We start from the raw sequence: 20818 nt of genomic DNA on the forward strand, positions 1-20818 counted from the left end.
TTACGCCAAAAAGAGAGGTGTCCGAACCGTGAATAGATCGGTTTTTTTCAGGAAGAAAAGCTGTGTTCTAGCACTATGTATTTTTGTATGGTTTGGTACGATTCATTGGGCCCCTTCATATACAAAAGCAACTCCTATCGGGGCTTGGCAGTTCTCGACAGAATTCGGCAGTCTTCAAGGAGAAAAACAATGGTACTATCGCTATTGGAACGGAACCTCTTATATGGACATGAGCTATGATACGGCAGGCGGGTTCGGAAAATGGAAGGGGAACGAGGACAGGCTGCTCTTATGGAAAAAAGGCTTCAGCCCCGGATTGAATTCGGATGCGGCGTTAGGCTGGAAAGCACCGGGTGATATGACAATAAGTATTACTGGCAATATGATACGCTCTACACTGGAGCCTCAGTTAAACGGGGACGGAAATAGAGTGAAAATCATGAAAGTCAGCGGAAGCACAATAACCCAAATTTGGCCCAGCAGCGGATGGCAAGTGCTGTATCCTGGACAATTCGCTACACATGCGCTTGTAGCGTCAGTACTAGAAGATGACTTTATTTATTTTCAAGTCAATAAAGACGGCGCTAATAGTAACGACATTGTGTATTGGGATCCGGTGATCCGACAAGACGAGATTCCATTGTTTACGATTGACAAGACTGAAATGGTGATGAGTCCAAACGATTATGACCGTATGCAAATGTCCTATACGGATACGCCTGTACTGCCGATATATCAAGCTGCCGGCGATCCGTATTGGATTCATTCCGATCCGTTTCATGGATTTACGAAGATGCGCGGTCCCGCGGATCATCCAAGCCAAACGTTCGTCTGGTCAAAAACACAATCAGAGCTGTTTGAGAATCCTAACGGACATGATGGCTATTGGTGGTTGTTGAATATTGTAAGACAAACGGACGGAAGTCTCTTAGCTGTTTGTCAGGTCGGTTCTGCAGGTCCGAGCCAGGATCGTTATCGAATCGGGCTGGCGAGAAGTACAGACGAAGGGGATTCATGGACCTACTTAGGCAATATTGTAACTCAGTTTGGCGATCCTGCTAATGTAAACATAGGAGGAGGAGTCTTATTTATTAAAGACGGCTATTACTATACTTATTTCTTAGAGTACGGATCACAGGGAATCCAAGCTGCCGTTGCGAGAGCGCCTATAAGTGAAGTGATGGTCGCTGCAGCTAATGATACTGTGTCGAATTGGTATAAATATTATGATGGCAATTGGACGGAAGCCGGCCTGGGCGGCAATTATACTCCGCTTAACGCAACTTCGGTCGGTGCTAATGTTACAGGTGCCTATAACACTTACAATAATAAATATTACGTCATATCAGGAAGTGCCTTCTCTTCAACTGATCTCATTCATTGGACGGATGAAGGTGAAATCGTCTCGTATTTCGGAGTTGTGCCGGATGCACGCGGACCTTTTCCATTTTACACCTCCTATCTTGACGGCGACGGTACGGCGACCGATTTGCAAGTCGGGCAAAGCTTCTATATTTATTTCATGCAAGCACATAAGTGGGATGTGAACAACCCGTTAACCGAAGAAACAAAGGAGCTGTATCGAACAAAAGTAACTAAGACCTCTAGTTCAATGGATACTTTCCTAGCGAGTGAAGCATTTGGCAGCACTCAAGGAGAACAAGGCTGGCATTATCAAGAATGGGACGGCTCTAATTACACGGATATGACATGGGATGCGGTTAACGGTCGGTGGACAGGTTCCTATTCCAATAATCTGATCATGTCAAACGTTCAGCATCCCGATGTTGCGGATTCGGTAAGAAAGTGGATAGCTCCAATGGATGGAACGGTAAATATTCGAGCGCATAATGGAAGGATCGCGACTTCAAGCTCTGCTGGCGGAGATGGGGTCCAAGTGAGAGTCTTATACGAAAATAGTCCCTTGTGGCCTTCGTCAGGTTGGCAATACGTAGGTGGGAATGACACCATCAGCATGCCGGAGAGAACGATTCGAGTAGCTGCTGGCGATGCGATCTATTTTATTGTAAACCAATACGGAAACAACATCAGCGATGCTACAGAATGGAATCCTGTCATTGAATATGTGAAGCAGGTACCATGGACTAGAGATGATTTACAGCCTGTAAAATATCAAGCATCTGCAGATTACGGGATTACTCAACAGAAAGGGGCTTGGAGCTACCAGCAGTCATTTTGGAATAGTCACTCGTATGATGACATGAATTGGGACTATTCGATGAGCATGTGGAAAGGCAGCGAGCCGGACTTGCTTATTTGGGATAACGGGATGCATCCCGATGTTACTGATGCTGTACGGAAATGGGTTGCTCCATTCAATGGGACCGTAGAAATTACGATGAACGACGGACATATTACTTTGGCGGACACAAGGGGAGATGGGGTGCAAGCAAAGGTATTAAAAGGGACTGACAATGTTTGGCCATCCATTGGGTATACCTATATTGCGCCAGGAACTGCTATTCCTTTTCCAAAACAAACTGTAAACGTTCAAGCAGGGGATCCGATCTATTTTATCGTGTCGAGAAGCGGAAACCATTATTTTGATTCAACATCGATGGATCCTGTCATCACCTACGTTCCTTTTTCTCAGAACAAAACCGTTACAGCTTCCTCTGGATCGGTTAATGCAGCTCTAGCGGTAGACGGAAACGATGCTACAAACTGGATGGCGTCCGATGGAGCAATGCCACAGTGGCTGAAGGTTGACCTCGGCCAATTGCATTCCATCAAACGAATAGACACTAAGTTCAATACCGCAGAGCGGTGGAAGTATCGAATCGAAGGTTCGATCGACAATGTCAATTGGAGCGTTGTTACGGATGAATCTACGGTCGGAACGAATAGTCAAGATGCAACTATCGGCGTATATAGCTTTTACGGCAGTCTTGGCAGCTATAGGTATGTAAAAATTACGATATTAGACACCGAAACGACTTGGGCTTCTATAAAGGAATTTAAAATTTATTAATTGTTGAATCGGATCAGGTATGAGCAGGGGGATTCCCAATGAGGAAATGGAGCAGCCACGCAGTAGATGATGGAACTTTGCACGCCTTAGGGAATGGAAGATTAGCCGTATATGAACAAGGGCCGAATATCAATCAAGTGTTTGGACCTCCTTACAGCTCGCCCTCATTTCTCAAACTCGTCATCAATGAGTCCGAGAATGTTGGGACGCATTCCTATAGAGAGACAGGAACAGCGATCTGGACACATCGGATTTACCGGAATCAAGAATACATTGGAGAAATAACTGATTTTGTTGATTGGCATTATCCCTGCTTGATTAGAAAAATTGTTTTGAAGCAATCTTTGAAGTTCAAGCTTGTCGTGGATGAGGATGTTGAGCTTTTGGATAATGGACATCGGTATGCTTCATTTAGCAGTACTGTCGGCCTATTGGCCGTTGCCAAAGCCGGCCGTTTTATTTACGGACGATATCCGACGACGAACGACAGTGTTCTTCAGGTGATCGGTACTGGCAGTCTTCATCATCATGGAAGCAGGGAAGGAAATATCCGAGAATGGTGGTGCGGGCCTGGCGAAAGCCTGATGTATCTCGCTGGAGGCCGCTCTTATCCGGAATGTGTGCTTACTGCAGAAGAGGTTCTAAGCAGTGATTATAATACGAGACTGTCCAGCAGCAGGGATTATTGGAAAAAGTACAGTTCGGGGAGGATTAGCCTAGAGAGCAAGCTTCGAAAAGATATTCCTTTACAATCCCTCATGGAGGCGATAGATGATTATTCAGTTCTTGTAAAAGCTCAACAGGGGAGCGAAGGTGGGATATTGGCCGGCCATAATTACCATCTCGGTTACATTAGGGACCAATACGGCGCGTTCCGATGTCTTTTAAAGCTCGGGCATTATGATGAAGCAAAAGAAGTTCTGCGTTTCTACTGGAACACCTGGCGTAAATCCGGTTTCCTGAAAAATGCCCAAGGAATTGGAAGGGATGGATTATTCCATGTCCATGAAAACGATGATGTAGAAATCACGGGTTACCTGATTATTCAGGCTTTCGACTATCTTAAACAAACGAATGATGAAGCTCTGATCAAAGAAATCTGCCCGATGCTGGAATGGGCCTGGACCGTTCAAACCGAGCATCTTGCCTGCGAAATGCTTCCGTTTAATGGGGATGAAACATACATTGCCTGTGGGATCCTGCCACGAGATATCATCTATGATGGATCGGCGGAAGCGACAATGCTCTTTATTATTGCGGGAGAGGTTTTTCTGGAGTGGCTGAAGCAAAATCAGATTTGGGAACATGTGAAATGGAAGGAACAGCATAAGATATGGCATAAAACGATGAAAAGCTACCGAATTAACTTTTGGAATGACAATAAAATTATGACAAACAACCCGAACCGCAAAAAGGGCTTGCAGCTTCCAAGATTCAGACATGGCGTGTGCGAGAGTTGTTCTTACTTTGGCTGGACTGAGAATTATGGAAATAACCGTTACGTCTGTGCTTCCTGCATGTCAGGCAGTGCTGTTCTCGAAGAGAAAAAGGATACGATTTATTACTTGCAATCTGTAAGTCTAATGCATTTGTATATGGGCAGCACTTTATTTTCTAGGGAGGAGCTGGCCAGGATTTTGGACGACATTATTATCCAATATGAAAGAGACGGAAGCTTGCCTTCCAAACCCAATAGCACAATTACGTTAGGCTACGATTATGGATTATTCCTTTATGGATTGACGGTTCTGCAGCATCCTTTGTCGAATGAGATCTTCGAAAAGATACTATCAATCCGCGACTCTGTAGGGGCGTGGACGGAATATTACATCAATGAGACGCCGCAGGGTACTCGTTATCGGCCTTGGGAAGGTGGGATGAACCTCGAATCGGCTATCCATTATGCAATGAATAATTAAGAAGCAGACTGGCAAGACGATTTTTTTATCATTTAATAAAACACGGGGCGGATCAGAAATCAGTTTTCACTGACTTTCTGGACAGCCCCTTTGTCTGCTATTATATAAGCCAACCATCTGGCTTATCTGCCAAATCTTGAACTGAGTTCATAAACAATCCGGCATGATAACCATCACAAACAGAGTGATGGACTTGAAGAGATAGAGGTAAATATATTGAATTACCTTTATTTATGAATTTCCCCGCAGTAATAATGGGCAGAAGATACTTGCTGTTATTATTAATATTTAGGTTAAATCCAGTAAACGAAGTCCATGGGATAATAGAAATAGAAAAAGTGTTTTCAGGTATAGGTGTCTTGGGAAACAATTTGCCGGAACCATTATAAATTCCGACATCCTCAAAGTAAGAGTCATAAAATTTTTTAAAGTCATTAGTTCCAGTAGTCCAAATACCAGAAAATGTTTCAGATGCACGATCAAAAATCGTATATAGCGGGTCTAACTTATCCCAAAAACCTAAATCTCCATCACGATTATAACCAGTCCTAAAAGCCGTATTTGAGTTTATCACACTTGTCACTAAAAAAATAAATGCAGGATAAAATTTATATTCTTTTTGTTTTAAATTTTGGTATAGGACACTAATATCAATTTCGGTGGTAATGCTAAAAGTCGTATGTTGGTTCAAATAATGATTAAATATCTCTTTTCTCTTCCAATTGTTTAAATCAATTTTATTAAACTTCATTTGATTGGCCTCCTAAATTTTTGTCTAAAGCGGATTTAGGAGGCCAACTTGTCTGCTTTCTTCATTAGAATCAATCCTTTTTAAAGAGTCGAATATTATTGTATCATATAAAACAATTTTAAAAACAATCCACTGCTGACCATTAAAACAAAACACTTGGCAAATGCATTCGATTTCGTTATAATACTGAATATATTTTCAGTGTTATTTGTCAATCGGGGAAAGGCGGTTCGCCTATGAATAAGAAAAAGCAGCAAACCGAACAGACCAAGAAAAGGATCGCCGATGCGTCAAAAGCGTTATTCGCGCAAAAGGGCTTTAAGGCCACGTCGATAGAGGATATCGTAAAAGCGACCGGATGCAGCGCGGGCAATATTTATTATCATTTTAAGAGTAAGGAAGGTCTCTTCTTTCATTTGCTGGATGATTGGAACAGGGAGTGGGAAGACAATTGGCTTGCTCGGGAATCGATGTATGCGTCCACGATCGATAAGTTGTATGGGATAGCTGAGCATTCGGCTCTTGATCATTTAAACCATCCGCTTAGCAAAGCGGTCGATGAATTTTTTTTCAACGCGGATAATGATCCGGTGATCGAGGAGCGCATTAATGACATGGTTGGAGGTTATATTGAATTTAACCGGCAGCTGCTTCAGCAGGGAATCGACAACGGCGAGCTGGAGATGGCTGACGTAACGGGGATCGCCACGATTTTGGATATTCTCATGTACGGATTAAATCAACATACCCGAAAGATGGGACATGAGGAAGCGCTGGCGGCATACCGGCTGGCTATGGACGTATTTTTGCATGGCATTGCCAAGCGGCCGCGCTAGGCTCTTTTTTTGAATTAATTTAGAATAAATATTCAGTAATATTAGCAACATGACAACTGGAGGAAACTGCGATGGCATTACTGGTCAAAAAACGGGGAGCTATGCTCATCCTTATGCTTAATCTATTTCTAGCTTTCACTGGTATCGGTCTCGTCATACCGATCATGCCTAAATTTATGGAGAGCTTGGGCATTACCGGCGGAATCGTCGGTCTGCTGGTGGCCGCTTTCTCGCTAACGCAACTGCTCTTTTCGCCGCTGGCCGGACGATTTGCCGATAAATTCGGCAGGAAACGCATGATCGTTATTGGCATGGTAGTTTTTGCATTGTCGGAGGTGTTGTTCGGATTGGCGCATTCTCCCGTCCTGCTGTTTGTTTCCAGGCTGCTTGGGGGAATTAGCGCCGCCATGATCATGCCAGCCGTCATTGCGTATGCGGCTGACATTACGACCAAAGAAGAACGCGCGACGGGGATGGGGTATATAAACGCGGCGATTACGACCGGATTTATTATTGGACCAGGTATTGGTGGTTACATTGCGGAGTTTGGTATACGCGTTCCTTTCTATTCAGCGGGGGTGGCCGGAATTATAGCTGCGATTCTCACCTATTTTGTCTTGCAGGAATCGGTGCCTGTCGCGGCGGAAGAAGAGGAGAATTCCGGCGCTTCGGCCCCGGGCAAGTCGCATGGGAGTCTGCTGACCCAACTTCGGTATTCCTACCGTGAACCGTACTTTTTAAGCTTGATTATCGTATTTGTTATGTCCTTTGGACTAGCCAATTTCGAGACCGTGTTCGGCTTGTTCGTCGACCATAAGTTTGGTTTCGAACCAAGCGACATCGCGTTTATTATTACGTTCGGCTCCATCGCCGGCGCCGTCGTGCAGGTAACGGCCTTCGGCTGGATTCTCAGAAGGTTCGGCGAACAAAACGTCATCTCGGTTTGCCTGCTCTTCGCCGGGGTCTTTATTTTCCTGACGCTGTTCGTTCATCGCTTCTGGATGATCTTTGCCGTCACGTTTATTATCTTTTTGGCGATCGATATCCTGCGGCCGGCCATCAGCACGCAGATGTCCATGGTGGCTAAGGATCAGCAAGGATACGTGGCCGGTCTTAATTCGGCTTTTACGAGTCTCGGCAACATTGTCGGACCCATCGTGGCGGGATTTTTGTTCGATCTGGACATCAACTTTCCGTACGCAATGGCTTGCTTGATCCTGTTGGTCTGTTTCGGAATGACGCTGAGCGCGAGAAAGCGCGGATTGCAAAAGGCGAATTCGGCTTCGTAAGACAGATGCTGGGGAGTCGTAGGGCAGGGGGCATGTCGATTGCGACAAGCCTCCTGCCTTTTGAGTTTTATCCTGACGTAGCGTCAACTCATGTTCAATTTCCCGACTCACATTATTGAGAAACCTTAAAGCTCGCATTATAAGTTTTTTTTCGAATGATACAGTATTGTCAAAGGATCAGAAGGGCTGACATTAGAACTTGCGCTAATGTTGTACAATTACTATAGAAGAGTTAAAGAGGACTTATCTTTGATTAATGAAGGAGGATCGTGCCCGGCATGGAAAGCGTTACGAACGAAGAAAAGTCGGATTCCATTAAATCGTTGCAATCAACGATAAGAAAACTCGAGAGCGCCTTGTCCCAGATGACGCAAAGCGGGGCGAAAACGACCTTGGTCCAAAAGCGACTCCGCGCAGTTAGCGTCGGTCTCGCAATGCTTGAAAGCCTCTGGCATCAAAAACCTCATTCTTACACCCCCAATGAATTGAATGAAGCTCGTGAAGTGCTCGTCGTTCTAACCCCGTCTGTCGAAAACAGCTACGCAAAGTCTAAGGCAGGCAGTCCGCAGAAGACGCTGCTGGCAAGAAGACTTAAAGCGCTGGAACTCGCGGTTCAAGCGATGGACGACCTTTCGGCTAAGTAACTTCCGCTAAAAACGCGACATGGCAATGTACATAAGGCGTCGCGAATCGCCGATGCGCGTCTAACCGCGATACGCCATCGCTTTCTATTGGTTCTTGATCGTTCAGCAATGCTGAACGATCAAGAACTTTTTTAGTTGGAGGGGACGATGGCCGGCTTCGGCAATGGAACATATGGCAGCATGCGGAGACGAAAACCGACGGACAGCCGCAACCTCAACCGCAACCGCATCCGCAAACGTAGCCCTAACCGAAACCGTACCTGTAACGGACCTCAGAGACTTTATTTGCCCTAATTAAGACACATCCCAATTGTAACGGACACAGAAAACACTATTTGCCCAAAATGATGGGGCGGACGGCCATTTAGATGCGAATAGAGGCGAGTATGTCCGTTAGAATCCTAAAACACGATAAATAAGCGCAATAGTGCTTCCCAAGTCCGTTAGGAGGGAGTTGGAGGGCGGAAAGCTAGCGGGAGACGAGTGGCGATCCGAGTTGCGGGAGGCGAGTGGGAGAGAGGTGTCGAGAGGCTTTACTGGGGAGCCGTACAGTGAAACAGCAACACTTGTTAGCCCCGATTCGCGCTCTTATATCTGCAACAAACCAAACCGCTTATCGTTATCCATTCCGCTGATTCAGCGGAAAAAGCCCGAAAAAGCGCTTTCAACCCTGGTGCGAAGCCGGATGTCCATGGGATTATACAGGGGCAAAGCGAAGGCGGCAGCTGAAATCGCTTTCGGACATATCAGACAGACAATACCAGACATAAAGGAGAGGAACGACATTGAAATCACTGGCAAGCCCGGACTCGCTCAAGTATTCAGACGCTGGCGATTCCAACAGGAAGCTGCGTCCAAAAGGAAAGCGCTTCCGCGATGTCATGAAGCGGTATGGAGCGCTGTATCTGCTGTTTATCCCCGTCGTCGCTTATTATGCCATCTTTCATTATGCCCCGATGGCCGGGGTCGTTATCGCGTTTAAAAACTACAACTTCCTGGACGGCATATACGGCAGCCCTTGGGTGGGGCTGGCCCACTTTAAACGTTTTATCGACAACGGGGACTTTTGGATCGTGTTCAGCAATACGTTGGTGCTCGCCTTCTACCGGATCCTGTTCGGATTTCCGGCCCCCATCTTGTTCGCGGTGCTGCTGCATGAGATGAGGTTCGTCAAGTGGCGGCGCGTGTTTCAGACGGTTTCTTATTTGCCGCATTTCGTCTCCTGGGTCGTGGTGTACGGGCTTATGTACAACTTCTTCTCGGAGAGCGGCTTCATCAATACGCTGATGAAATCCTGGTCGGGCGAGAGTATTCCCTTCCTGTCTTCGACGGAATATTTCCGAACGATGTTCGTCGGAAGCGCCATGTGGAAGGAAATGGGCTGGAGCGCAATCATCTTCCTGGCCGCGCTGACCCGCGTGGATCCCAACTTGTACGAAGCGGCTTCGATCGACGGAGCAAATCGCTGGCAGAGGCTGTGGCATATTACGCTCCCGGGCATTCGCAGCGTCATCAGCATCATGTTTATTCTGAGTCTTGGCGGATTGCTCAGCGTCAGCTTCGAGCAAATTCTGGTCATGATCAATCCTCAAGTATCTTCGATCGCGGAAGTTCTGGATTACTATATTTATCGCGTCGGCTTGCTAAATACGAATAACTTCAGCTATGCGACCGCCGTTGGTTTGTTCCGATCCGTCATTGCGGTGGCGCTGGTGCTGCTGGCAAATTTCCTGGCGAAGAAAATGGATGAGGAGGGCGGCATATGGTAAAGCCGGCATCGAGCCCACAACTGGGCAAAAGCAGCATCGTCGATTACGTCATCTGGTTTATTCTCGTGTTGTTCAGCATATCGACGTTGTTCCCGTTCGTAAACGTTCTGTTCGTGTCGTTCGCCAACATGAAGGATATCGTGGAGAGCGGCGGCGTGCTGCTCTTCCCGAAGTCGATCCACTTGGACAGCTACCGCTACGTGCTTCAATATTCGGGTTTGCTTAACGCTTACGGCGTTACGATCTTTATCACCGTGGTGGGGACCATAATCAACCTGATTATGACGGCTCTTGGAGCCTACGTACTGTCCAACCGGGATCTGCCCGGCCGCAACGCGATGATGACGATGGTGTTGATCGCCATGTTGTTTAGCGGCGGTCTCATCCCGACTTACCTGGTCGTGCGTTCCCTTCAGCTAGTCGACACGGTGTGGGCGCTTATGCTCCCTTCGGCGATCAGCGCCTGGCTGCTGATCCTGATGCGAAACTTCTTCCAGGGGATTCCCGCTGAGCTTCGCGAATCGGCTCGTATCGATGGCTGCTCCGAGCTAGGCATACTGGTTCGCATCATATTGCCGCTGTCGATGCCGATCTTCGCCACGCTTGCGCTGTTCTACGGCGTAGGCCACTGGAATGAATATATCAACGTCGTTATCTATATCAACGACCCTGACTTGTCCACGCTTCAACTGATTCTGCGTAAAATGTATACCTTCGCCATCGACCAGTTGGACGGCGACAGTCTGCCGCCTCCGGTGGAGACCGTTCGCGCCGCTACGATTATGATGTCGACGTTGCCGATCGTCATGGTGTACCCGTTCTTGCAGCGTTACTTCGTGCAAGGCGTCATGGTCGGCTCGGTGAAAGGTTAGTACCCATGGTTGTAGGCCGCTTGGCTTATAATAGATAACATAAACAAGAAAGGGAGATCACAATGAAATCGATGACCAAATCCCGCTTCAAGGCAGCCGGCGCGTCCCTGCTGACCGTCGCGCTGATCGCAGGATGCAGCGGAGGCGGCAACGAGCCCGCCGAGACGAGCACGAGCAAACCGGAGGATGGAGGAACAAAGAAAGAACCAACCGCCATCTCTATTATTCAGCCGGATCTCGGCAGGGTCTGGAAGGCCGATAACCCGGGCACCAAGGAGCTGGAGGCTCGAACGAACGTCAAGCTCAACGTCTCGATGCATCCCAACAACGATTTTACCAGCAAATACAACGTACTGGCCGCTTCGGGAGACATTCCGGACATTAGCCGTCTCAGCGCGTTCGATTACCAGAACTTTGCGGATCAGGGACTGTTCCTCGATCTGACGGACTACATCGACGAATACGGTCCCAATCTTAAAAAGGCGATTCCGGCAGAGCTGTGGGAGCTGACGAAGTACAAAGGCAAACAATTCGTCATCCCGTACGAAAACACGGCAGGCAAAGAAGTGCCGGTCGTGCGCCAGGACTGGCTCGAGACGCTGGGACTAAACATGCCGACGAACCTCGACGAGTTCGAGGCCATGCTCAGGGCGTTCACCTTTGACGATCCGGACAAAAACGGAAACAACGACACGTATGGCCTTGGCGTGACGAACACGTACAGCGAATCCTTTATGCCGATCTTCGGCGCCTACGGCATTGCGCCGGGCTTTATCGGCGGCAGCACGCCGATGCCGAGCTATCTGAAGGAAGACGGCAGCACGATCGTCCCGGTCGCGGTTTCGCCGGAATACAAGGAAGCGATTACTTACATCAAGCGGTTATGGGATGCCAAGGTCATCGATCCGGAGATCTTTACGATCAAGGCGGATCAGGCGCAGCAGAAGGCTGCGCAAGGCAAGATTGGTTACTTTAACGCTTGGTGGTCAATAGCGCCTCAACAGCTCGTCATGCAGCTCAAGATGAACGAGATCGTGCCGGAAGCGAAGTGGGAGCCGATTCTCCCGGCTTTGACGGGGCCGGAAGGCAAGAGCGGCATGTTCTCCTTCGGCAACATCGGCGCATCGGTAGCCATCTCCGCCAAGTCAAAAAATCCGGAGGAAGCGATCAAGTTCCTCGATTATTTGGCAACCGAAGAAGGCTGGGAATTGGCAAGGTTCGGGATCAAGGACACGCACTACACGTCCGCGACGGCGCCGAGAACGCCGGAAGGACAGAAGGCTTACGACGAGAAGTGGCTGGATCCGCTGAGCCAGATTGTATCTCGGGTGGATTTGGTGGATAAGGCGAGCAATGCGAGCGAGGATCCCGTGCAGATCGAAAACAACCGTTTTATCAATGCGGCTGCAGGCTATAAGCTGTATGCGGATATTTTCTACGGCATTCCGCATACCGACGAATACAAGATGTACGGCGCCGACGTGGCCAAGTTCGAAGAGGAAATGATCATTAAGTTTATAACAGGGGCCGAGTCGCTGGACAAGTGGGATAGTTATGTAGAGAGCTGGAAGAAAAAAGGCGGCCAGACCGTATTCGATGCCTCCATTAAGAAGTACAACGAGCTTAAGGGAACGCAAGTCGTATCGGGTATTAACTAAGCAGTAAAAGGCAGACATGGAAGCGGGGGCCGATGACGGTCCCCGGCCTTCTGCCATGCCCGCAAATAAGAAAGGTGGCACGTTTATGTTCGACGATTTGCCATCTCCCCGCTTGCTGAGCGGCAACGACAGGAGAGCCTATCGCGATCCTTGCGCCGTCTATCACGAGGGAATATGGTTCCTATACTACACGCTGGCGGAGACGGAAGCGGACGGCCAGGTTTATCTGTACACGGCCATGAGCGAAAGCGGAGATTTGCGACATTGGAGCAAGCCGCATATTTTGACGCCGAGAAATCGGGGGTTAAATTATTCGAGCCCCGGCAATATCGTCTTCCATAACAACAAGTGGCATATGTGCCTTCAGACGTATCCCAGGCCAAACGGGGAGAAATACGGTAATGCGGATTGCCGGCTCTGGATGATGGAGAGCGACGATCTGCGCCATTGGTCGCCGCCCGAGCTCCTTCTGGTCAAAGGCGGGGATACGGGCGTTCGCGAGATGGGCAGAATGATAGACCCTTATTTGGTGGAACATGCAGACAAGCCGGGCGAGTGGTATTGCTTCTACAAACAGAACGGCGTCAGCTACTCCCGTACGGACAACTTCCGCGAATGGATATACGGCGGCAGCAGAGAAGCGGGAGAGAACGTCTGCATCATTAGGCATGGCGGCGAATACGTGATGTTCCATTCCCCGGAAAACGGTATTGGCGTCATGCGCTCCTCCGATCTGACGGATTGGCGGGATGACGGAGAGCTCATCACGCTTGGCCAGAAGGACTGGGAGTGGGCCATGGGCCGGATTACGGCCGGCTTTGTCATCGACCTGCGCCATGTTGCCGGGATCGAGGCATTCGTTGTGTTTTACCATGGGAGCGGCCCAGAGGACGAAAGCGTGTTGTTCGATACGCATGCTTCGATCGGAGTGGCCTGGAGCAAGGATTTGACTGTTTGGGATTGGCCGGGGAAGTTCAAGCCGGTATGCACAAACATAGAGGAGGAGTAGATCGGGATGAAACGGATGTCGATCATGTGGTTCCTTGTTTTGACATTGGTTTTGCAAGCGTTTCCAGCCTATGCGAGCGAGGATATACAGCCGGAGCAGGATGCCGGCGTTATCGTCATTGAAGGAGAACACTACTCGACAGTGAACCAGACGCCCGTCGCGAAGGGAGAGCGGGACGCGCTGAGAGGAAGCAGCACGGAGCTCAGCGGCAACGACTTCCTGTTCTTTAAGAGCGCGGCGGGAGCGCCGCTTCCCGAGGCAGGCTATATCGCGGAATTCGAGGTAACTGCCCCGGTTCCAGGCACTTACGGCCTGACGATCGTCGCATCGCCGATTGCGGCCGGCCACGTGTCTCCGTATCAGATCCGGATTAACGACGGAGAGTATGTGGACGTGAATTCGTCGATCGCGACGAAGATTGGCGAGCTTCAATCGCCGACGAACCTGTTCCACCGCTATAGTCTGACTCCCGTCACGCTGGAGGAAGGAAGCAATACGATATCCTTTCGGGTGACGCAGGGGAGAAGCCTGGACGGACGCATTTATTTTTTCCTCGACATGCTTGAGCTGACCAAGCTGCCGTGGGGACTTACTTCCATACGCAGCAACGCGCAGAACAATTTGTTCGAGGAGCAGGACGAGGTTCGGCTCACGATTGCCTTTACGGATTCGGCGAGCAGCGGGCATTCCGTCTCGTATCGAATAGAGGATTACGAGGGGAATACGGTCGTGCAGGATGAGCTGACGCTGCAGGACAACGTGCCGAGCTACGCCTTGTCCTTGCCGCAGCTTGGGCGCGGACACTATACGGTGTATGCGGAGGCGGACGGGAACGGCCGCGAGGTCAGCGAATATTTCTCCATCGTCATGAACAGCGCCGAGCGCAGGTCCGGCATTACGCATCCGTTCGCGATCGACGTGGCCGGAGGCTCCTTGTTCCCGGCGGCGGATGCGCCAGGCTATGCCAGGGCGGTCCGGCTGACCGGCGTGGATTACGTGCGGGAGCGGATGCACTGGAATTCCGTCAGCAGCGCGCCCGGCACGTATGATTTCGCCAAATACGACCCTTACAACGATGCGTACGGCGACGAAGGCATACGCGTGCTGCAGTTGAACCATATCACGCCGCCATGGGCCAAGGATACGGGAAAGAATCTGCCAAGGAACCTGATGAACGCGTATGATTTGGCCAAGACATCCGCCCTTCATTACGGCGCGCAAGCGGACTGGGAATTCTGGAACGAGCCGGACATCCAGTACACGGCGGACAGCGAGACGGCCGATCAATACGCGGCCTTCTTAAAGGCGACTACGATTGCGGCCAGAGATGCGGGTACGGGCACGCAAGTCGCGCTTGCGGGCATCGCTTATCCGCCAGGTGGCTATGTGGAGCTCCTCATGCAAAACAACATTACGGACTACATCGACATTTACAATTATCACGGTCATCGCAACGACAACGAAACGACGAAGCTGATGGAGACGCCGCCGACCTTCGCCGCCAATATGGAATTCCTTCACGACTACGGCGTCGACGGCAAGCCGATCTATGTCACGGAAGCGGGCATCATGTTGAAGTTCCAGGACAGCACGCAGACGTTGACGCAAGAGCAGCTTAGAACCCAGGCGCGTTATCTGGCCACCTCCACGATCGAATCCGTGGCGATGGGCGTGGACAAACATTTCTGGTTTGTGTTCCCTTATTATCTGGAGAACGGCATGTCGTGGGGCAGCTTTTCCTCCCGCGTTACGCCTTATGCGGCCGTCAACGCCCAAGCCGCCATGACTCATGCGTTGGGCGAAGCCGTCTACCTGGGGCAGCTCGGCAGCCTGCCCGCGGGAGTCGCGAGCTACGTGTTCCGCGACGGAGAGGACAGCGTTGCGGCGATCTGGAGCGAGAACGACACGCCGTTGACGCTTCCCGCCATAGCCGGGGATGCGCTGCTGACGGACATTATGGGACGCGAAAGCGTGCTGGCGGCAACGGGCGGAAGTTATGCGCTGACCGCCGGAGCCGACGTGCAATATGTTCGGGTGGCGGGGACGTTTCCGGGCTTGACGGAGCCGGCCCATGCGGAGCCCGCGCCGTTTGCGCCGCCGCTGTCTGCGGCGGACCGGGTGGTGCTGGTGCAGAAGTATCCCGAGGCAACGGCCGCCAAAGCAAAAGCGAAGGGGTATCTGCTCGACAAGACGGAGACGACATTGGTGCAAGTCGACGTCTACAATTTTAATGACGAGCCGATGACGGGCGACATAACAGGCACAACCTATGGCGGTTGGTCGTTTGCCAGCCCGACGGAGAACGTCGACATCGCGCCTTACGGCAAGGAGACGGTAACTTTCGAATTAACGGGCAGCGCCGCGGTTGCAGCGGACGTGAAGTTTCCGGTCGTATTCCAGGGAACATTTGGAGGTGAAGAAACGTCCAAGTCGGTCACGCAGATCGCCTCCAATGAGGATCTCCCGGTAACTCCAAGCTTGCTGGTACCGAATTACGACGATCCCGAGCGGTGGGAGACGAATATTTCTTCGGGCTCCACGAGTGAGGCAACGTCTCCCGGGCAAGGAGAAGTGCAATTCGACTTCGCTTTCGGCAACGGGGACAAGTGGTCGTATCCCAACTTTACGCTGGACAGCGCCACGAATTTTGCGGGAACGGAAGGAGTGACGTTCGAGATCTACTTCCCGGAGGCCGTCGAAGGCGTCACGATTCGCAGCTTTATGTACGAGAGCAACGGAGCGGGTTATTTGAATTCCGGGGGCGCCGCTCCGACGGGGGGATGGCAGTCGGTCAAGATGCCTTGGTCGGACTTCGGAGCATTCGGCTTGCCAGACGACAACTTCCACCTGGATCCCGATCAGATCCGGAGATTCAGCATCGGGATCAATTCCCGGACAGCCATGCAGGTTGGCTATAAAATCCGAAATGTCGGCGTGTACACGCAGCAGGATTCCGGCCTTTACAGCCGCATCGACAATTTGAGCCCCGCTCACAACGGGACGATCGTTGCGGGCAACGTCGCCATTACGGCCGAAGTGGCGCAAGGAGAAATCCCCGTGGAGCTGGATACGCTCCAGGTGCTGGTCAACGGAACGCAGGTGCCGCATACGCTGAACGGCCTAGGCATCCAGGCTGCCGCCGCGCTGCAGCCCGGCACCCATGCGCTAACGGTCAAAGGGTTCGACGCGAACGGTAGACTGGTGGCGGCGAAGGCCGGCGTGACCGTCATTGCCGGAAATCATGGAAATAATGGAGGCACCGGCGGCTCTGGAGAAACGGAGGGCGGCGGAGAACCGTCGTCTGTCATGAAGGCAACGGCTGCGGATTTGAAGCCTGTCGATCAAGGCGATGGCTGGAAGCTCCGCTTTGCGGCGAACGCCGCTTTTGCGGAACTCCGCGCCGAGTTGTTCGATACGCTTAGCGGCAAAGAGCTGCAGATCGAGGCGGAAGGACTGCGACTCTCGATTCCGGCGGCTACGTTGGAGGGATTCATGCACGGCGGTGACGGGAGCGTCAATACCCGTCTTGTCATCGGCATCGAAGCTTTGGAGGAGTATACTGACCGACAAACGTTGGAATTGGCGAAAGCGCGCGAGCTAAGGGGCGGCCGGTTGACTGCAGCCGGGAAGCCCGTGGAGCTGACGATGTACGCGGTCGACTCCGGCGGGAACAAAATCGCTCCGGCTGCCTTCGTCGAGCCGGTAACCGTGACGTTTTCCTTCGGGGATCAGGCTGAGCCGGAGCTGCTCGGCATCTACTATTGGGATGAGGAAACCGACATTCCCCGTTATGTGCGCAGTTATCTAAATCGCGCGCAAGGGACGATCGAAGCGCGTCTGGACCACTTTAGCGCCTACTCGTTGCTTGCCTACGAGAAAAGCTACGCGGATGTGCCGCCGCAGCACTGGCTGTATCCGGCGCTCAGAGGGCTGTCGGCCGCACATGCGGCGACTGGAGTTAGCGACGACCGGTTCGCTCCGGACCGTCAGGTAACGAGAGCCGAGTTCATCGCGTTGTGGATGCGTGCCCTGGGATGGGAAAAGCCGGAGGAAGAGTCGTCGGCGGATGGCAGCACCGGCTTCGATGACGTTCCAGCGGCGGCTTATTACGCCGCGGCGGTTGCCGCCGCCAAGCAAGCCGGCATCGTAAACGGAAGAGGGGACAGCCGCTTCGCTCCGAATGAGCTCATAACCCGCGAGGAGATGGCGGCGATGCTCGTAAGAGGGCTGGAGCAAGCTGGTCTGGATCAGGAAGCAGTCGGCGGAGACGTGTCCTTCGCGGATCGGGACGCCATCTCGGCGTGGGCCAGACCGGCCATGGAAACAGCGACATCTCTTGGTCTCATTGGCGGCTATGGGGATGGAACCGTAAGGCCTCAGAGATGGGCCGCGCGGGGAGAGGCGGCGCAGATGATCTGGCGTGCTTATCAGCTCCAGTAACGAAAAGAGCCGCCTTCAAATCGAAGGAGCGAACAAGTATAATGAACGAACAAGACAAGGCCAATCCGACGAGGCGGCAAAGTGGAGGCGAAGGGATGAACGCGAGGAAAAAATGGGGCTTCATGCAAAGCAGTCTATTCGAATACTTCTATTATTTCCTCGCCCTGTCTCTGCTTATCTCCTTCATTACGGGAGCGGCCTTGTACTACTCGTCGTCCAATATTTTATGGCGGGACGCCGTCCAGTCCAGCAGCAATACGCTGCAGCTGCTCAAAAACGGCCAGGAGATTGTTTTGTCCGAGGTCGACAAAGCGATGGAAGCGGTGTTTCTGGACTCCTCCTTTATGAACTTTATGGAGTATTACGAAAGCTCGGATATCCTTATGCAGCGGCGGATTCAAGAGAGACTCGAGGGCGTCGTGCTGGCCACCGATTATATTCATTCCGTCTACATTCATTATCCGCGGGAGCAATTCGTTTTATCGTCCATACAGGGGGCCGTTCCTTTAACGGCCTTTAGCGACAAGACGTTTGCCGGGGCTCTGGCGGGAGAGAAGTTTGACGAGTCGCTTGTCCGCACCCGCTCGCTGCAGGAGATCTCTTCGATGGGGAACGAGAACGTGATCACCATTGTAAAGACGCTCCCTATCATTCATGCGGGTATGCCCTATGCTTACGTCGTCATCAATATTCGAAGCGATTATTTGGTCAACATCATGGATTCGCTCAATACGAACCGTGACGCCTTCTTGATCATTACCGACAGGGAAGGGCATGTGCTGTCCCGTAAGTCGTCGGAAGAGTCGCTGTCATCCGGAGATTCGGAAGACTTCGATTTCTCCATGCTGACGGGACAGTCGGGCAACCGGTTCGCCAAGATAAATGGAATCGACTCACTGGTCAGCTATATCTCGTCCGAGCCTAGCGGCTGGATGTACATCTACTCCATGCCCAAGTCGTCCATTACGGAGAGCGTGCAGTTGTGGAGCAGAGCGACGATCACGATCGTGGCCATCGCGCTGCTGCTGAGCCTCGCCGGCTCCTTCCTGCTCTCCAAACGCATCTTTAATCCGGTGGACCGGCTGTTATCCTTGACCCGCAGGGTCCATGCGGGAGGCTCGGGCTCTGAGAAGGGCAAGGAGATGACGCAGCTCGAGACGAGGGTGAACCGGCTGATCGACCATAACCGGGATTTGACGCTGCTGCTTAAGGATTACGAGACCCATCGCAAGGAACAATTTCTGCACAGGCTTGCGCGCGGGGAAGAGCCCGCCGACCTGCAGACGCTGGAGCGGCTCCGCTATTACGAGGTTCCGCTTCGCGCGGAAGGGTATTATGCGATGATCATGATCTCGTTGGACGGGTTCGCGAAGCTCGGCCAGGAGGAGTCCGTTCGCAACGAGCTGGTACTGCGAATGTCCGAGCTCATTCGCGAGGAAGCGTTCGCGAAGCAGCGGTACCAAGGTTATCTGCTGGAGCACGAATCGAATGAGCTGCTGCTGGTGCTTGGGCTCCAGTCTCCGGACGATGACTCGGAGTCCATGTTATCCCAGCTGCATCGCTGGATTCGGCATCTTCACGAGCTGTTGCAGACCGCATCCAGCATGACGGCGACGTTCGGAGTGAGCGCGCTGCACGAAGGGCTGGAGGAGCTGGGCGAATGTTACCTGGAGGCGGAGTCCGCGATCAGCCAGAAGCTGGTCTACGGATACAACAACGTGATCTTCTACAATGGCGCCAAGTCGGAGCCGAGCATTGCCCTGTACCCGCTCAAGATCGAGAAACAGCTGCTGACGCACTTCAAGACGGGCAATCGCGAAGGCGTCGCCCAAAGTTTGCTGGAGTTCGAAGCGTATATGCTGGAGCATCATTCCGGTCAAATCGAGGTCGTCCGGCAATATTTTCTGCAGCTGTTTTCGTCCTCGCTCCGATGTATCTATGAGATTGACGCCAATCTCGGGTTCCAGCCGATCATCCAGCAATTTCGTTATACGGACCTGCTGGAGTCGGACACGATGCAGAGCATGGTCAGCTACATCCAGTCGCTCTACGACTTGATCCTGGGCCAGCTGGAGCAGAAGCGCAGCATGAAGAACAAGGAGCTGGCCTTGGACGTGACGGCTTATATCGACGATCATCTCGACGGCGACTTGTCGATCGAGCGGTTAAGCGATTTGTTCGCCATCAGCATGTCGCATCTGCGAAAGATCTACAAGGAGGAGACGGGCGTTACCATCAAGGACACGATCAGCGAGAAACGGATCTCGCGGGCCAGGCAGCTGCTCGGCGATCCCCGGCACAAGATCCAGGACATCGCCCATATGGTGGGATATCTTACGGTGCAGTCATTTGCCAAGGCATTTAAGATGGATACGGGTCAAACGCCGGGCGAATATCGGGAGCAGTTGCTTCGGAGATCGCCGGGCGATTAAGGTGCGGATCTGAATGATATGAAAAAGTACGGAAGCGTTACTGCGAACCTCCTCCGAATGATTCCATTCGAGGAGGTTTTTGCAGTACGCCCAGCATGTGCGTTTTTACCGGAACGGAGCTTTCGAGTTTGGTTCCTCGCCGTTGTTCAAGTGATATACCCATCCTCCAAACGACTAACCAATGCGACAGGAAGCCTTGTCCCATAT

11 protein-coding genes and 1 pseudogene are annotated in these 20818 nt (G+C 51.5%); 11 read left to right on the forward strand and 1 reads right to left on the reverse strand.

Annotation, left to right across the window (positions count from 1 at the left end):
* Positions 1-28: 28 nt before the first annotated feature.
* Together H7F31_RS11245 and H7F31_RS11250 are read left to right on the forward strand one after the other, a co-directional pair.
* Positions 29-2992, forward strand: coding sequence for a discoidin domain-containing protein (locus H7F31_RS11245; RefSeq protein WP_187104251.1), 2964 nt, complete (start codon positions 29-31; stop codon positions 2990-2992).
* 38 nt (positions 2993-3030) lie between these two features.
* Entirely contained in the window at positions 3031-4911 is a 1881-nt protein-coding gene (locus H7F31_RS11250) for a glycoside hydrolase family 15 protein (protein WP_187104252.1), read from the forward strand.
* Between the two features lie 99 nt (positions 4912-5010).
* Here the strand turns inward: H7F31_RS11250 and catA are convergent.
* Positions 5011-5662, reverse strand: a pseudogene (gene catA, locus H7F31_RS11255) (type A chloramphenicol O-acetyltransferase); the annotation flags it as partial.
* Between the two features lie 236 nt (positions 5663-5898).
* On the opposite strand from catA, the gene H7F31_RS11260 reads away from it, so the two are divergent.
* The 9 genes from H7F31_RS11260 (at position 5899) to H7F31_RS11300 (ending at position 20611) form a co-directional block, all read left to right on the forward strand.
* Positions 5899-6498 carry a TetR/AcrR family transcriptional regulator gene (locus H7F31_RS11260; protein ID WP_108995982.1) on the forward strand — a complete coding sequence of 200 codons (600 nt, stop codon included), beginning with the start codon at positions 5899-5901 and terminating at the stop codon, positions 6496-6498.
* A 71-nt stretch (positions 6499-6569) separates the two neighbouring features.
* Positions 6570-7787, forward strand: a complete 1218-nt coding sequence (locus tag H7F31_RS11265; protein WP_187104254.1) for an MFS transporter — start codon at positions 6570-6572, stop codon at positions 7785-7787.
* A 278-nt stretch (positions 7788-8065) separates the two neighbouring features.
* Positions 8066-8431: a hypothetical protein gene (locus H7F31_RS11270; protein WP_187104255.1), complete on the forward strand. Its 366-nt coding sequence runs from the start codon at positions 8066-8068 to the stop codon at positions 8429-8431.
* Positions 8432-9216: 785 nt separating this feature from the next.
* Positions 9217-10200, forward strand: coding sequence for an ABC transporter permease (locus H7F31_RS11275; protein WP_261800380.1), 984 nt, complete (start codon positions 9217-9219; stop codon positions 10198-10200).
* Positions 10194-11072, forward strand: a complete 879-nt coding sequence (locus tag H7F31_RS11280; protein WP_187104256.1) for a carbohydrate ABC transporter permease — start codon at positions 10194-10196, stop codon at positions 11070-11072. Before H7F31_RS11275 ends, H7F31_RS11280 begins: the two co-directional genes overlap by 7 nt.
* Positions 11073-11134: 62 nt before the next feature.
* Positions 11135-12730 (forward strand): extracellular solute-binding protein, encoded by a 1596-nt coding sequence (locus H7F31_RS11285; protein WP_187104257.1) that lies wholly within the window; start codon positions 11135-11137, stop codon positions 12728-12730.
* Positions 12731-12815: 85 nt separating this feature from the next.
* Positions 12816-13739 carry a glycoside hydrolase family protein gene (locus tag H7F31_RS11290; protein WP_187104258.1) on the forward strand — a complete coding sequence of 308 codons (924 nt, stop codon included), beginning with the start codon at positions 12816-12818 and terminating at the stop codon, positions 13737-13739.
* Positions 13740-13745: 6 nt separating this feature from the next.
* Positions 13746-18179, forward strand: a complete 4434-nt coding sequence (locus H7F31_RS11295; protein WP_187104259.1) for an S-layer homology domain-containing protein — start codon at positions 13746-13748, stop codon at positions 18177-18179.
* Positions 18180-18220: 41 nt separating this feature from the next.
* Positions 18221-20611: a helix-turn-helix domain-containing protein gene (locus H7F31_RS11300; RefSeq protein WP_187104260.1), complete on the forward strand. Its 2391-nt coding sequence runs from the start codon at positions 18221-18223 to the stop codon at positions 20609-20611.
* Positions 20612-20818: the final 207 nt, after the last annotated feature.

The sequence above is a fragment of the Paenibacillus sp. PAMC21692 genome (genome assembly GCF_014303795.1).
Taxonomy (GTDB): domain Bacteria; phylum Bacillota; class Bacilli; order Paenibacillales; family Paenibacillaceae; genus Pristimantibacillus; species Pristimantibacillus agaridevorans.

Excerpts from the sequence above, each read along its gene's own strand:
- H7F31_RS11300 (WP_187104260.1), top strand. The coding sequence starts at position 18,221 with ATGAACGAACAAGACAAGGCCAATCCGACGAGGCGGCAAAGTGGAGGC.
- H7F31_RS11260 (WP_108995982.1), top strand. The coding sequence starts at position 5,899 with ATGAATAAGAAAAAGCAGCAAACCGAACAGACCAAGAAAAGGATCGCC.
- H7F31_RS11265 (WP_187104254.1), top strand. The coding sequence starts at position 6,570 with ATGGCATTACTGGTCAAAAAACGGGGAGCTATGCTCATCCTTATGCTT.
- H7F31_RS11290 (WP_187104258.1), top strand. The coding sequence starts at position 12,816 with ATGTTCGACGATTTGCCATCTCCCCGCTTGCTGAGCGGCAACGACAGG.
- H7F31_RS11280 (WP_187104256.1), top strand. The coding sequence starts at position 10,194 with ATGGTAAAGCCGGCATCGAGCCCACAACTGGGCAAAAGCAGCATCGTC.
- H7F31_RS11295 (WP_187104259.1), top strand. The coding sequence starts at position 13,746 with ATGAAACGGATGTCGATCATGTGGTTCCTTGTTTTGACATTGGTTTTG.
- H7F31_RS11250 (WP_187104252.1), top strand. The coding sequence starts at position 3,031 with ATGAGGAAATGGAGCAGCCACGCAGTAGATGATGGAACTTTGCACGCC.
- H7F31_RS11285 (WP_187104257.1), top strand. The coding sequence starts at position 11,135 with ATGAAATCGATGACCAAATCCCGCTTCAAGGCAGCCGGCGCGTCCCTG.
- H7F31_RS11270 (WP_187104255.1), top strand. The coding sequence starts at position 8,066 with ATGGAAAGCGTTACGAACGAAGAAAAGTCGGATTCCATTAAATCGTTG.